We start from the raw sequence: 15,904 nt of genomic DNA on the forward strand, positions 1-15,904 counted from the left end.
CCAATTCAGACAAACTTCGGAGTGGGGTTTGGACCGTATCATTGAAGCCTATCAGATTTGCTCTGAAAAGGATTGCGCAGATGAGCCGTCAATGGACTGGCCCTATATCTGCGCGATGGATCTGCTCACGCATCCGCTCAATACAGCTATCGCTGATTATCTGGATTTTGTCGGCAATGCATCCAACGCAGACCGTGCATGGATAATTGAGTATCGCCACGATCTGCTGCGTTTTCGGAATATCTATGAATGGTGCAGAGGCGGCACGGTGTCCTTCCTTGAGGAATTGCAGGAAGCTCCGACAACGCTTATCGGCTGGCTGCATCGGTATTTGGCTGCCGGTAAAGCTGTAGCAGTCAACAATGTCCATAGCCTGCCACGTGCCGCGCGGGCGATACAGGTCGAGTTCTCCCGACAGGGCAATAAAAGCATCCTGAGTATCCCGATATTTTACGATGGGCGATTACGCGGCATCATCGGTTTCGATACTACACGTGAATATCACCAATGGTCTGGTGCCGAAATCAAAGCGATGTTTCAATGCGCCAATCTGATTGCACAGGCTCAGTATGGCAGTAACAACAAACAGATCGCTATTGCTCCAGAAGAAGAGACCGAACCGGTCGTATATCTGCGCAAACGAGGTGTTGTTCGCGGTGTGGCGCCCGAAACAATCGTCGGCGTCCGCTCAGCGGGAAATTATAGCGAAATCTGGTTGAATGATGGCTCGATGCTGCTCGATTCACGATCACTCGGCATCTGGATAAGCATTTTGCCGGAAAGCTATTTCTTTCGCGTCCATCGAACTGCATTCGTCAATGCTTTGCATGTTTCCGACGTCGACAGAAGCAAACCGGACAAGTGGCTTATCAAGATGCGCGCCATACAGCAATCATGGCCAGTCTCGCGCGTCTATCGCAAACCCTTGCGCGAACGGTTGGGTGTTTAAGATAGTCCGGGTTTCTGGCCATCCGAACCCATGTTCGTTCGTCCAACCGGCGGGTTGATTCATCCTTCTGTCATTGCCCGGAGCGACGCTTGTTCTCAATGCTCTCGGCAACGGAACAATGCAACTCACCAAGCACTGAGGGATCAACATGCGTTCGAGCCAGTCGTCTGAAAACCGCCCTGCACACTTCATCCGCGCGCTTCTGATAACCAGCGCGCTGACGTTTGTGACAGTCCAGCACGCAAGTACTGAAGACCTTGCTTTGAAAGACGCCGTCTCAATGACCGGCATGGCATTATTCCTGAGTTCCGGCGCACCGGCTCTGACAATTGCGGTCGTCCACGGTGATGAAAGCATTGTGCAGGGTTTTGGGGAAACAGTGCCCGGCAATGATATCGAACCGAACAGCAAATCTGTTTTCCGCCTCGGCTCAATCTCCAAGGTCTTTGCGACCGACGTCCTTACGTCGTTGGCAGCAGATAGTAAATTGAAACTGACAGACCCGCTTCAACGCTATGCGCCTGATGGTGTCAGCGTTAAACAAACAGGTCGGCTTATCACACTTCTCGATCTGGCAACCCATTCGGCGGGCTTGCCGCGTGAGCTTGCCGATCCCGATGCGACCCCCTCGAACAATCCGTTCGATGCTTTTGATCGCGACTATTACTGGAAATGGATCGGATCGAACGCGCCAGCCTATGCGCCAGGCACGACTACCCTTTATTCAAACTTCGGTTACGGATTGATGGGCGATGCCCTCGCCAAGGCGGGCAATAGCAGCTTTGCAGACCTCTTAAAGAGCAGAGTATTCGAGCCTGCAGGCATGAGCGATACAACAACAACGCTGAACGACGAACAGAAAAAACGGCTGATGGTTGGACTTGATCCGTTCGACAAAAATGACCCAAATAATGTCGTTCCAGATATCATGCACGCCAGCGCGGGCGTCTATTCGACCGCCGATGACATGGTGAAGTGGATGCAATGGCATCTCAACCCGACGTCCGCAACACAAGAAGCCCATACCCTCGACCATACGATGTGGCTGCCATATGACGGTCTGGAGCGTGTTGTCGGCACAGAAGTAACAGGTGGCGAAGGAATGGGGCTGGGCTGGGTTGTAACAATGCCACGTAACGGTGTTCCCATGCTTTTGGGCAAAAGCGGTGGGCTTGGTGGTTTCATGACCTACGTGGTCCTCTCACCCAACCGTAAACTCGGGATTTTCGTTGTCGCCAATCGCGTCAATTTCGGAATGTTCAATGGCATTCGTTCAGGTGTGCATGAACTCGCTGCAGAGCTTGGGCCTCGATAGCCCAAGCTCTCACTTTTACCATTTGTAGCGGAGCACACCTTTGCCAGCATAATTTGTGCTGGCACCGGAAAACTCCGCGTCAAAGGCAGCACCCAGCGATAGGCCATTGTTCCAGACCATCTCAGCTGAGACGCTGGCAAGTCCAACATCTTTGGGCTGGGATGCGCCATTGACCACAAAACCCGCTCCCGGCAGCGCATTGATGGCGGCGAAGACGTTACGGTCATTATTGAAGTTGCGCGCCCAGGCAATACGTCCGCGCGTTGTGAAGACGCCATCCGAAAGTGCCAGAGATTTGTCGAGGCTCAGTCCAAGTTCGCCACGTCCTACAGTTTCGCGCTGCGATGAATAGTTAAGCGCATAAGTGTCGCTGACCGCATAGGCTTTTTCCGAATAAGATGGCAGATCAAAGCTGACAAACTGCCCCGCCGCGTAAGGGGTTATGCCGAGCCAGGGTGTATCAAAGCGATAGCCAGCCTCAAGCCGTCCAGACCACGAATTTGCACGATAGCTGCCGTTGAGCTGGTCTGTTTCGTAGAAGGAAACAGACCTCTCGGTGTCGATGCTTTGCCAGCCATAGGCAAGTGTGCCGGTAATATAGGCATTGCCGATATTGTGCCTGCCATAAATGCCTGCCTGAAACAGATCGGAGTCGCCGCTGCCCATGCCTTCAGCGAGGCTGAACTTGGTACCACCGCCAGCAACTGCAAAACCGAGGATCGTGTCAGGCGATACCAGATAATCTGCGCCGACGGCGATGCCATAAATACGACCACGCGCGTCATGTGATCCAATAATCGCATCACCATCCGTTTTGCGCGAGCTACCATAGCCCGCGCCCCACACACTCCAGCGGTTCTCAAACATATCCGCGTCAGATGCTTGCGCTTTTGTGATGCGCCGTGCCCGGCCAGCCACCAAGGGATCCGCCAGAGTGTTCATGAACTGGCTCATGGCAACAATGGTCGTTTGTTGTGCCGCCGTCGCAAGCTCACCGGAAGCCGCCGTCAAACCATCGGCATCCAACCCACCAAAAGCGACAGGTATTTGCCCGTTCTCATCAAAATAATCGACCAGCGCAGCGGAGACATTCTGTTGGTTCACATTCATGCCGCCAATACTCATTTCGAGATCAAGGAAGGCATTGTTAGTATCGTATCGTAACAGCGAGGCGAAATTCTCCGGCAGATTTGTCGTCACCTCTTCACCAAACGTGCTCCCAGCCAATCCACCCTCTGCATTGAGGATGTTGTAACGCTTCATCACATAGCCGCCGGGATCAAATGACGCATGAACCGTTGCGCCACCCAAATCGGCCTGCCCCGTCACATTCACCCGATCAGAATCTGAGGTGGAAATTTCAACGTCATAAAGCGAAAACGCCGTTAACCGCAGATCACCCGCCACAGTGAGCGTTCCAATGGAGTTGCCCGGTGCTAGGGTGCCACCATTGATGAACGTCTGCCCCACCGTACCCGTGCCGCCCAGTTCTGCTCCTTCGTGGACTGTCGTGAGCATCGAGCTGCCGATTGAGCCGTTGACTGCAAGTCGTCCTGATAGAACATCTGTGGCACCTGTATAGCTGCTCTCTCCTGTGAGGACGACAGCCCCCTCGCCTTTTTGCTGAAATCCACCAATTCCGCTGATCTTACCTGAAAACTCGAACGCGTCTGAGCGGTCAAATGCCAGCGTTCCATTGTTGATGACATCGCCAGCAATCCAGCCGGATGTACCTCCGCTACCAATCTGTAGCGTACCGTTCTCGATATGGGTGCCGTTCGTATAATAGTTGTCGGCATCCAGAATAAGAGTGCCCGAGCCGGCCTGAACAAGAGCACCAGTACCGAAAATAGTGCCTGAGAAGGTATAGTCATCGCTGCGATTGAATGCGAGCGTTCCGTTGTTGAACACATATCCAGCGATGGAACCCGTCGCGTTCCCATTACCGATCTGCAACGTACCTGCTGTGATGAATGTATTGCCAGTGTAACTGTGATTTCCCGTCAGAACGGTTGTTCCGCTTCCGGCCTGAAGCAATGCACCTGCACCGGATATGGAACCATTATAAGTAAAGCTACTTGAGCGATTGAACACCAGTAAACTGTCATTGACAATGTTACCGGTAATAGAACCAGTCGTGCCGCCATCACCGATCTGCAGAATACCACCTGCAATCGTCGTACCGCCAGTATAGGTTCCGTTTCCGGAAATGATGAGCCGTCCGGCGCCATCTTTATACAATGCTCCCGCAGGTCCAGAAATGGCTCCGCTGAGTTCGAGTGTGGTTCCAAACAATGTATTTATTGTTGCCTCGCCACTTAAATCCACCTGACGGTTAAGCTCGATATCGCCGAGTGTTATGAGCGCCGAATTACGGATTTCAAGTTTCGCAAAGCCTGAATTGATCCCGAGATTTGTCGCGTCGAAAATTACCAGAGACCCACCGTTAATGGTGGTATTTCCCCAATAGTTATTGTTCCCGGAAAGCACAAGCATTCCGCTGCCGGTTTTGACCAGATTACTGTTGAAACCATTGCCGGTTATTGTGCCTGCATAAATCGTATCGGCGTCTTGAGCGATAGTAAGCGTCGTGCCGTCAATGGAGATTTCTCCACCGGTTCCGATCAATGAACGCATACGCAACTCGTTGCCATTGAGATCGAGAAGACCGCCTGTGAGGACATAATCAGTATTACTGGCGATTGCCGAATAATTATTCGCTTCAAGGCGTAACGCACCTTCGTTGATCCAGGTGCCGCCTGACCAGCTATTCGCTCCGCTAAGCAGAAGTGTGCCGCCGCCATCCTTAAACAGCATGCCATCACCTGAAACGCCGCCCGACACTTTCATTTCCTGGCCTGAAAGAACATTGATCCCAGACACGCCGCCCAGAGTTACAGCCTGGGTCAGATCGAAACTATTGGCGGTTCTCAATGTGCCGTTATTGATATTCAGCGTATTGTTTGCCGAACCCAGATTTTGCATTGAAGCCACCTGAAGAATGCCGCCGCTGATGTAAGTATTGCCGGAATACGTGTTGTCTCCCCAGAGAACCAGCAGACCGTCTCCGGTTTTTTCCAGACCGGAAGTGCCGGTAATAGAGGCGCTTATCAGCCCTCCCTCATTATTAAGGACACGTATTTCGGGCACCACAATCTCGATGCCATAACCGCTATAACCATTCAGGTTGAGCGTCGCGCCGGCATTGCCCTCAATTCTGAAATTGCCGCCAGCAAACTGCAACCCTACAGCCGACTGCGCACCATCAATCGTGACCGTACCACCCAGCCCACGGAAGATGGCATAGCCATGGCCCCAGGTTGTATCAGCAGTTCCGCCAACCGGGTTTAACCAGTTCTGGTTCGTACTGTTCCATATGCCATTCTGATCTGTACCACCCAGAGCTCCGCCATCCCATTGCTGAAGAATATTCAAGCCTTGAGGACTGACGAGCAAATCAACTGACCGTGCCCGCGTGGTATCCACCGTGTAGTTGAAACCGAACGGCGTCGTATCTGGTGTCTGGCCGACGTTCAACCCGCCATTTGTCTGGGTCAGATTACCCGTATATGAGATCACCCGATGATAACCGATCGCAGGAGCGCCCGTTACATTCATCATCGTGCCATTCAGCGCAACGTCACCATTCACAACAGTCGCTGCTGTCGTGCCAGAGCCGCCCATAGCAAGATTGTATGTATAGAGCCCACCGCTGTTGAATGTCGCCTCACCATTTACAATGAGCGACGCAGCATCACTTGGGAGAATGGAGCCACCTGCATTGAGGGTGAGTCCGCCATTGAGTGTCATTGAGCGCGTACCAGTTGGCACGAGAACACCACCTGAATTGATGATCGTCGTACCTGCCTGACCTGATCCCTCCAGTCGTCCGGCATTATTAACGGTCAAAGTGCCATTGAGTTTTGCTCTTTCGGCAATATCCAGCGTGCTGTTGGATACGGTCGCGTTACCGTTAAAAAGCGAGCTGTCGCCTGTCAGTGTGGTCTTGCCCGAAAGAAATTTGAGGTTCGCAAAACCCGATATTGAAGCGTCAAAGCTGTAATCAACCGCATTGTGATTGAAAACAGCATCGGTAAATGGCGCAAGCATCAGATCACGGCCAACAAATATGCCCGGAGCAACAGCGGCTTCACCTTCAGCAGCACCAATATTGAGAACACCATAAGCGCCATTATCGCCAATATCGATCATGCCGCGCGGGGTGCCAACAATCGCACCATCGGCGACGGTCAACGAGCCGCGGCCCCCATCATTATCGGCGTTACCACCACTGACATAGATGTCCCGCGCCGTCCATTTCGTACCCGCACCCGTAACAAGAACGGAGCCAGTGGAACCGGAGTTTTGGCCGATTGCAACTTTACCGGACTGAACTTGCGCACCATTGGAAACGGTCATTGTTCCCTGGCCGGAATCACCGACCGCCAACATGCCATCCACTGTCAGGCTTGATTGTGGACCATTGATGTTGACAGTGCCCGACACCGACGTTTGACCGCCGATCAGCAGATCGCCCCCAACCTTCACAGCGCCGCCATTGGCTATCTCAAGGCTGCCCGTATTGATGTTGCCAACGACCAGAGACTGATCAACGGTCCATTTGGCCGAACCGGAGGTGCCGTTACCAGTTGCGATAACCTTGCCGCCGTCGATAAAGCCTGTATCGGATTGCAGTTCTGATTGATCAGGGCCGAGTGCCAGTATGCCGTCCGCAGCACTGACATCTTTAAATCGCGTACTGGCCTTTCCACTGAGCGTCCATGTGCTCTGGTCAACCTTAAGAATGTGGCTGAAACCCTGAAATTGCGCACCTATCGAGGAAAGATCGAATGTCGAGTTTTCCAAGCCCGCAAAGGATAACATGGCGTCAGTGCCCAGATTAACTCCACCGACAAACTGATATCCATTGAGAAGCTGCAGCAGGTTGTTCGAGCCGTTGATCGAGATTGCTGCCGCGCGTGTTTCGTCTGAACCAACTCCGCCGGATACTTTACCTGCTACGCCTATGAATGATTGCGATGCAGAACCTTCAATACCAATACCGCCCACGGCTCCGTCGCCGCCCTGAATGCTCGCGCCTGTTCCGACCTCCACGCGAAGGTCGCTAGCAGCGTTTATCCAGACGCCCTGGCCACCATTTCCCTGAAGACCACGGTTGCCATTGCTCGTAGACATTGTACCTTTGTAGACCGAGCCACCAACTCCACGAGCCCCCCTGTCTCCACCTTGTCCACCCTTAACACTGGCACCCGCGCCCAGAATAATGTGGCTCTGATCGGCATTCGGCCCACCGAGAACGACGCCTGTGCCCCCGACACCGCCATTTCCGCCATTGCCACCATTTCCCAGATTATAGTCGTTGGCGTAATCGCTGTTACCACCCCAACCGCCGTTGCCGCCTCCTCCCCCTTTACCACCGGCTACCGCAGTTCCCGAAGTCAGATAGATTGACGCGACAAAGCCATCCGCAAGAATGCCGGCACCACCATTCCCGCCATTGCCGCCCGAACCACCATCCCCACCAACGGCATTGTTCAGACTGGCTTTGGTTTCACCAGCACCGCCATCGCCGCCATAACCACCATCACCACCTGCTCCGCCAGTAATATTGGCTGAAATATTGGCCGCCACTTGCCCGGCTGGCATAAATCCGGAATTCGGTGAGGTGAAGGCTAATGCCGCACCGCCACCGCCACCGCCGCCACCGCCGCCGCCGCCACCGCCAGTTCCATCCCAAAATGCAGAAAATGGTAAAATTGCTGCGGAGTAACCAATTCCGCCTATGGCGCCATTGCCGCCAATGCCGCCAATGCCTCCAGTAATGGGGGTAGAGATATCATAAAGGCGCCCTGACAGAAGTGTGGACATAACACCACCGCCACCACCGCCACCGCCACTTCCCCCATCATGGCCAAAGTTACCGGGTGCCCAAATCCAGCCCTTTGCGACACCATTGGCCCCTTTGGTACCGTCATTACCGGGCTGGTTCGATCGGCCGCCCCATCCTCCACCTCGAGCATGCGGACCGCTGCCGCCTTGCCCCCCAGTACCCTCCGAGGCTGAGGTCGAATTTTTACCCCCACCCCCTCCGCCACCACCGCCTGAATAGGAGATGGCAGCGGCACCGGCGCCCCCCGCCCGAGGGCGACTGATTGCATGTTGCCCGCCAGACCCGCCATGACCTGACACCTGCTGCGCCAGAACAGGAGCGGTAGACAATACAACAAGGCCTGACAAAGTAGCCATGGTTGCGACAGCAGCAAGAACGCAAGACATCGCTGTCGATGCTCTGAGCAATTGTCTTCGGATTTGAATATTGAGGCTTATCTGCTCGACAGAACCTGTCTGTCCGCGATGGTATCGAGAAAGGACATAAGCTTTGCCTTGTCCTGAATCAAAATCAATCATTCCTCGCCGCCCCGAAATATATTCAAATCAGCGAGTAGTTTCTGGTGTGTTTCCTTAAATCAGCAATAGCTTTAGGACCAATCGACATACAGGTTCAATGAATCGACAATTCTGAACCTTAAAAGAAAGCCTTCACCACCCGGTAAGATGGTGAAGGCAAGCATTGCGGGCCTAAAAGATCAGATTAAGCAAATACAGTCGCAATTGCCTTTCGGGTGGCATCGACAATTTTATCGGCCTCTTCGCGTGTCAGACACAGAGGTGGTGCAAATCCGAGAATATCGCCTTCAGGCATGGCGCGAGCGATAACGCCGTTAGCAAGAAGTGCTGTAGAAACCTGCGGGCCAATCTTCAACGATGGATCGAAAAACTTCCGGTCGTCACGGTCTTCAACAAACTCGATAGCAGCCATCAACCCTTCACCGCGCACTTCACCAACGTGCTTATGACCTCCAACGGCATCTTGCAACGCCTTGCGGAAATAAGCGCCGGTCGAACCCGCATTTTCCACGAGGTTCATTTCATCGATGAGCTTAAGATTGGCAACGCCAGCCGCGGCACAAATCGGATGCGCCGAATAAGTCCAACCGTGACCGATCGGCCCCATCTGATCGGAACCCTGTACCAGCACCTGCCACATGCGGTCAGAAACGATCGAACCGGAAAGCGGTGCGTAGGCCGATGTCAGCCCCTTGGCGATGGTGATCAGATCAGGCTTCATTCCATAATGATCTGAGCCGAACATAGTGCCAAGACGTCCAAAGCCGGTGACCACTTCATCAGCGACCAGCAGAATGTCATAACGGTCAAGAACCGCCTGAATTTTCTGCCAGTAACCCGCAGGCGGTGGCACAATACCGCCCGTGCCAAGAACCGGCTCACCAATAAACGCAGCAATTGTATCCGGCCCCTCAGCGAGGATCATTTCTTCGAGCTTGTCCGCACAATGTTGCGCAAACTGCTCTTCGCTCATCGAACGATCCGCACGACGGAAATAATAAGGCGATTCCGTGTGCAGTATCGGCGCACGAGGCAGATCAAACGCGTTATGGAATGTTGCAAGACCGGTCATGCTTCCCGTCATGACGCCGGAGCCATGATAGCCGCGCCAGCGCGAAATGATCTTCTTCTTTTCCGGGCGGCCAAGAATATTATTGTAATACCAGATCAGCTTGATGTTGGTTTCATTTGCATCAGAACCCGAAAGGCCGAAATATACGCGGCTCATATGTTCAGGTGCGCGATCAATGATCATCTTGGCGAGCGTAATCGATACTTCGGTGCCGTGGCCGACATAGGCGTGATAATAGGCAAGCTTGCGCGCCTGTTCGGCAATCGCATCAGCTATTTCTGTACGGCCATAACCAACATTGACGCAATAAAGGCCAGCGAAAGCATCCAGACTCTTGCGACCGTTCACATCGGCAATATAAACACCCTCGCCGCCTTCAATCACGCGCGTTGGCGTTTCACCACGTGCATGCATTCCCATATGCGTGGACGGATGAAAGAAATGATCGCGATCCCAGGCGGTGAGTTCGTTGCTAGTGTTCAACATGGTTATGTTCCTTTCTTATCGCTACGCTTTCACGCAGCGGTATCAATGCAGAGATATTTGAGTTCGGTGAAGGCTTCTATGCCCTGATGTGAGCCTTCTCGGCCAAGCCCGGATTGTTTCCAGCCACCAAAAGGGATCGGCGCACCGGTTATTTTTGCGCGATTGATGGCAACCATTCCGTATTCCAGCGCGCGCCCCATTCGCAGCTGCCGGGCACCGTTCGATGTCACCACATACGCGACGAGGCCATATTGCGTAGCATTGGCGCGGATGATGACTTCTTCTTCGTCATCAAAGACCGAGATTGCAGCGACTGGACCAAATGTCTCTTCGTGCATGATCGTCGCGTCGTCAGACACATTGGTCAGCAATGTAGGCTCGAAGAATAGCGTATGGTCACCAATCCGCTTGCCGCCCACTTCGATGTTGGCGCCGCGTTGTTCCGCATCGCGAACCTGTTCCTCGATTTTATCAACCGCACGACTATGCATCATCGGTCCGATTTCGACGTCCGCATCAAGGCCATTACCTGTTTTCAAGCTGCGTATACGCGCTGCAAAAGCTTTCGTGAAAGCCGGAAGAATATCGCGCTGAACAAAGATACGGTTGGCAGCAAGACAATCCTGTCCCGAAGTTGCAAACTTCGCGGCCATGGCCACATCAACCGCACGGCCGACATCGGCATCATTGAAAATGATCAGAGGCGCGTGCCCGCCAAGCTCCATCACAAGCCGTTTGACAGTTGCTGCACATTTGGTGGCAATCAGCTTTCCAATTTCAGTGGAGCCCGTGAAGCTCAATGCCCGCACGCGGTCATCGCGGCATAGCACATCGACGATTGGAGCGGCCTTGCCAGTCACGACATTGAAAATACCGGACGGAAGTCCGGCACGTTCTGCAAGCTCGGCCAATGCGAGCGCTGAAAGTGGTGTTTCCGACGATGGGTGCACGACAACCGGACAGCCTGCGGCTATTGCCGCCGCCGCCTTTCGGGTGATCATGGCGTTTGGAAAATTCCAGGGTGTCACAAGACCCACAACGCCCAGTGCTTCGCGCCGCACCAGCATTTCCGCGTTGGGCAGATGGCTTGCGATGGTTTCACCGTTAAGGCGCTTACCTTCTTCTGCAAACCATTCGATGAAAGCCGCGCCATAATCGATTTCACCACGCGATTCATCCAGCGGCTTGCCCTGCTCAAGCGTCATCAGCAATGCCAGATCTTCGCGGTTTGCCAGAATGAGCTCATACCAACGACGCAAAATCGCAGCCCGTTCCTGTGGCAGCTTGTTGCGCCATTGAGGAAAGGCCTTTTCTGCGGCATTGATGGCAAGTATTGTTTGTGCGTCACTCAGGCTTGCGACGCGCGCCAGCCGTTGCCCGGTTGCCGGGTCGAGAACGGCAAAAGTCTCAGCCTGTTCTCCCGCAACCCAGCGCCCGTCGATATAAGCGAGCTCACGAAAAAGATGTTTGTCCCGAAGCCTGTTAAGCCCGTCATGTTGTATCGGATGATCCAAACCGGCATTCATTGTGCTTCTCCCAATTCTGGAAGAAACATCTCACAGGATGAGATTGCATTCGGACCAAAGGCGGGACAGCGGACAGAGGAATTGGACTAAACTTGCTAGTCAAACAGGTCGTTTGGACTATTCAACACTGTCGGACAGCAGTGACAGCGGCACACCGGTCTTCTCATCTTTGACAAGCTTGGTCACGATGTAAGTGAAATAGCGCTCGATGCCGATGTTCTGATCCAACAACCGGTCAATAAGACGCTGATAGCCGTCAATATCGCGGGCCATTATCATCAGAAAATAATCTATGCCCCCGCCAACCGACCAGCACGAGACAATCTCAGGAATAACTGCAATCGCGCGCTCGAAGCGGTCGAAATCGCTCTGGCGGTGATTGCCGAGCGTTATCTGCACCATCACATGTGCGATAGGAGCGATTTTGCGATAGGTAATGCGCGCATGATAGCCCGTAACAACGCCCGCCTCTTCCAGCTTGCGCAGCCGCAGCCAGCACGGGGTCGGTGACAATCCCACCTGCTCGGCAAGTGCAAGCTTGGTGATCCGCGCGTTCTGTTGCACCGCTTCCAGAATGCGAAGATCGACAGCATCAAGCTTGATGGCGGATTTCATTATATCGGTCCAATATAAGTGAGCATTTGCATTTCAAGGCCATTCTCATTGGCATGGTCACATATCGCAGGCAAGACCACGCCAATAAAAAGTCGTCTTCGATCAATATTGTAATGATCCAATATAATCATTGACACGATGTAATTGGTCTTTCACACATATAAGCAAGAACAAAAATCAAATATATGGGGAACGAGAATGCGACCTGACGGTTTCGCATATGGTGCTTTATTGCGCCCTCAATTTGCTTGTCTGATGCGAAGAAGCGCTTTGCTCAGTGCAGCTCTCCCCATTTCAATACCGCCTGGTACGGTGGTGTGAATGTCGGGAAATGTGTCGCAAATGATCGATCTCAACGAAATAGAGCAAGCACAAGGCAGACTGAACGGCCACGTCAAACGAACACCGCTGATCCGCTCCGAAAGCCTCAGCAAACACTCAGGCGTACCGGTTTTTCTCAAACTTGAAAACCGTCAGCCAACAGGCAGCTTCAAACTGCGCGGTGCAACAAATGCAGTTCTCAGCCTGTCTGAGAGCGAACGTAAGTGCGGACTTGTCACCGCCTCCACCGGCAATCACGGACGCGCATTAGCGCATACTGCATCTACACTGGGATTGACGGCCACAATCTGTCTTTCATCGCTCGTGCCGCGCAACAAGGTCGAAGCTATCCGCCAGCTGGGCGCTGATGTGCGCGTCATCGGTAAATCTCAGGACGATGCGATGGAAGAAGTCGTGCGTCTTGCGCGTGATGAAGACATGAATGCCATCCCGCCCTTTGATGATCCCCGCATTATTGCTGGTCAGGGAACCATAGGGCTGGAAATTGTCGAAGACCTCCGCGAGCTGGACACAGTGCTTATTCCACTTTCGGGCGGAGGACTTGCCGCCGGAATAGCAGCAGCCGTGAAAGCAAAACGCCCGCAAGTGCGGGTAATTGGAATTTCAATGCAACGCGGTGCTGCCATGCAGGCGAGCCTTGAAGCGGGTAAGCCGGTCAATGTTGAGGAACTGGATACGCTGGCGGATTCTCTTGGCGGTGGCATTGGTCTCGACAACTGCTGGACCTTCGCCATGTGTCGCGCCCTGCTTGATGAGGTGATCCTGCTCGACGAGGAAGTGATTGCCGCAGGCATCCGTCATGCAGCGTTGCAGGAAGGCGAGACCATTGAAGGAGCTGCGGCTGTCGGTATTGCCGCCTTGCTTGCCGGAAAAATCAAAGCTTCCGGTCCAATCGCGATCATTATTTCGGGCGGAAATATTGATCCCGAACAGCATCGCGCAATCGTGGAAGATAGCTATCGGAGGGCTGGCTGATGGTCGGAATGCGAATTCTCACCGAAACCGATTTGCGTCAGATCATATCGCTGGATCTTGAAAGTGTGACTTGTGTGGAGGACGCTTTTCGTGCGCTCGCAAGCGGAGGTGTTAGTATGCCCCCCATCCTGCGCCTCGATATTCCGACCGAACGCGGCGAAGTCGATGTGAAAACCGCCTACATTCCCGGACTGGACAGCTTTGCTATCAAAATCAGCCCCGGCTTTTTCAATAATCCTTCCATCGGCCTGCCATCTACCAATGGGCTGATGATCCAGTTTTCAGCCAAGACCGGACTGATCGAAGCGCTGCTGTTGGACAATGGATATCTGACTGACGTGCGTACAGCTGCGGCTGGCGCAGTCGCCGCAAAATATCTGTCGCGTGCCGACGCAAATATAGCCACTATCTTTGGTGCAGGCATGCAAGCCAAGCTGCAATTGCAAGCGCTCACGCTTGTTCGCCCGATTAAAGAAGCGCGCATTTGGGCTCGCGATCATCTGAAAGCAGAGCAGACGACCAAAGACATCACGGATGCGCTTGGCATTCCAGTGAAAGCCATAGCCGATGCGCGCGAGGCCTGCCGCGATGCGGATATCATTGTCACGACGACTCCTTCAGAAACGCCGCTCCTCAAGGCTGAATGGCTGGAACCCGGCCAACATATCACCGCCATGGGCTCTGATGCAGAACACAAGAACGAGCTTGATCCGTCAATCTTCAAACGCCCGATCATCTATGTTGCGGATAGTCTGAAACAGACACGCAGGCTCGGCGAGTTGCATCATGCAATCACCGCAGGGACTGTCGCGTCGGATGCGACCTTCCCGGAACTCGGCCAGATTATCCTTGAAGCCGAAACGTTTCACCGTGAGCCCGACGCCATCACGGTCTGCGATCTGACGGGAACAGGTATTCAGGACACAGCCATTGCCCGTCTCGCAACACAGCGTGCAAGCGCTCACGACGCGGGCGCCAAAATCGATTCAAACAAAAAAGCAGGAGCCAGCCGATGAGTGCGGAACTCAACTTCACCCGCGCGGAATACGACCAGCGCGTTGCAAAAACCCGCCGTGCAATGGAGAAGGCAGGTGTCGATCTTATCATCGTCACCGACCCATCGAACATGCACTGGCTCACCGGTTATGACGGCTGGTCCTTCTATGTCCACCAATGCGTGGTGCTGGCGATGGACGGCGAACCGATCTGGTACGGTCGCGGTCAGGATGGCAATGGTGCAAAGCGCACGGCTTGGATCTCACACGACAATATTATCGGCTATCCGGATCATTACGTCCAATCGCTGGAACGTCATCCGATGGATCTTCTGGCTTCGATCCTTGAGGAAAAGGGTTGGGGCAACAAGACGATAGCCGTCGAGTTTGATAATTACTGGTATACGGCTGCTGCACATCACGCCTTGCAGAAGCATCTCCCAAATGCCCGGTTCAAAGATGCGCAGGGCCTCGTCAACTGGCAACGTGCAATCAAAAGTGCGACCGAAATCGACTATATGCGCAAGGCTGGCCGCATCGTCGAAGCCATGCACCAACGCATCGCTGAAAAGATCGAACCGGGTATGCGCAAATGCGATCTCGTAGCGGAGATTTATGACGCAGGCACTCGTGGCGTCGATGGTTTTGGTGGCGATTATCCGGCAATCGTACCCTTGCTGCCATCTGGCCCGGATGCATCCGCACCGCATCTTACATGGAACGATCTGCCCATGAAAACCGGCGAAGGCACGTTCTTCGAGATTGCCGGTTGCTACAAGCGCTATCATTGCCCGCTTTCGCGCACAGTCTTTCTCGGCAAGCCAACACAGGCTTTCCTTGATGCTGAAAAGGCGACGCTTGAGGGCATGGAGGCCGGTCTGGCGGCGGCTCGTCCCGGCAATACCTGCGAAGATATCGCCAATGGCTTTTTTGCGGTCTTGAAGAAATACGGCATCATCAAAGATAACCGTACCGGTTATTCGATCGGTCTGTCCTATCCGCCGGATTGGGGCGAACGCACCATGAGCCTTCGTCCGGGTGATCGCACAGAACTGCAACCGGGCATGACCTTCCATTTCATGACGGGCCTTTGGCTTGAAACCATGGGGCTGGAAATCACCGAGAGTATCGTCATTACCGAAACAGGTGTCGAGTGCTTGTCGAATGTGCCACGTAAGCTTCTGGTCAAGGATTAAGGTG

General features: G+C 53.7%; 9 protein-coding genes. 5 read left to right on the forward strand and 4 right to left on the reverse strand.

The features are described 5' to 3' along the window. Positions 1-28: 28 nt before the first annotated feature. Together CES85_RS03860 and ampH are read left to right on the forward strand one after the other, a co-directional pair. Complete coding sequence (locus CES85_RS03860; protein WP_208636282.1) at positions 29-949, forward strand: GAF domain-containing DNA-binding protein; 921 nt, start codon at positions 29-31, stop codon at positions 947-949. 148 nt (positions 950-1,097) lie between these two features. Continuing rightward, on the forward strand, positions 1,098-2,264 hold the full coding sequence (gene ampH, locus CES85_RS03865; RefSeq protein ID WP_095444722.1) for a D-alanyl-D-alanine-carboxypeptidase/endopeptidase AmpH: 1,167 nt from the start codon (positions 1,098-1,100) through the stop codon (positions 2,262-2,264). 15 nt (positions 2,265-2,279) lie between these two features. Here ampH and CES85_RS28070 read toward each other — a convergent pair whose 3' ends face one another. The 4 genes from CES85_RS28070 to CES85_RS03895 all read right to left on the reverse strand — a co-directional run bounded on the left by CES85_RS28070 (position 2,280) and on the right by CES85_RS03895 (position 12,380). Beyond that, positions 2,280-8,693 carry an autotransporter domain-containing protein gene (locus CES85_RS28070; RefSeq protein ID WP_157743399.1) on the reverse strand — a complete coding sequence of 2,138 codons (6,414 nt, stop codon included), beginning with the start codon at positions 8,691-8,693 and terminating at the stop codon, positions 2,280-2,282. A gap of 184 nt (positions 8,694-8,877) precedes the next feature. Beyond that, positions 8,878-10,251, reverse strand: coding sequence for an aspartate aminotransferase family protein (locus tag CES85_RS03885; RefSeq protein ID WP_095444725.1), 1,374 nt, complete (start codon positions 10,249-10,251; stop codon positions 8,878-8,880). Positions 10,252-10,280: 29 nt separating this feature from the next. Then, positions 10,281-11,777, reverse strand: a complete 1,497-nt coding sequence (locus CES85_RS03890; RefSeq protein WP_095444726.1) for an NAD-dependent succinate-semialdehyde dehydrogenase — start codon at positions 11,775-11,777, stop codon at positions 10,281-10,283. Positions 11,778-11,894: 117 nt separating this feature from the next. Continuing rightward, positions 11,895-12,380, reverse strand: coding sequence for an Lrp/AsnC family transcriptional regulator (locus tag CES85_RS03895; protein WP_191792795.1), 486 nt, complete (start codon positions 12,378-12,380; stop codon positions 11,895-11,897). Positions 12,381-12,734: 354 nt separating this feature from the next. Here CES85_RS03895 and eutB point away from each other — a divergent pair, with 354 nt between their 5' ends. The 3 genes from eutB to doeA are packed head-to-tail and all read left to right on the forward strand — an operon-like array spanning position 12,735 to position 15,900. After that, a complete protein-coding gene (gene eutB, locus CES85_RS03900) occupies positions 12,735-13,709 on the forward strand; it encodes a hydroxyectoine utilization dehydratase EutB (protein ID WP_095444728.1) in 975 nt (324 codons plus the stop codon). Further along, entirely contained in the window at positions 13,709-14,725 is a 1,017-nt protein-coding gene (locus tag CES85_RS03905) for a cyclodeaminase (protein WP_095444729.1), read from the forward strand. Before eutB ends, CES85_RS03905 begins: the two co-directional genes overlap by 1 nt. Beyond that, the gene (doeA, locus tag CES85_RS03910) at positions 14,722-15,900 is read left to right on the forward strand and encodes an ectoine hydrolase DoeA (protein WP_094575483.1); all 1,179 of its coding nucleotides are present in this window, start codon (positions 14,722-14,724) and stop codon (positions 15,898-15,900) included. Before CES85_RS03905 ends, doeA begins: the two co-directional genes overlap by 4 nt. Positions 15,901-15,904 lie beyond the last annotated feature (4 nt).

The sequence above is a fragment of the Ochrobactrum quorumnocens genome (assembly GCF_002278035.1).
GTDB lineage: Bacteria > Pseudomonadota > Alphaproteobacteria > Rhizobiales > Rhizobiaceae > Brucella > Brucella quorumnocens.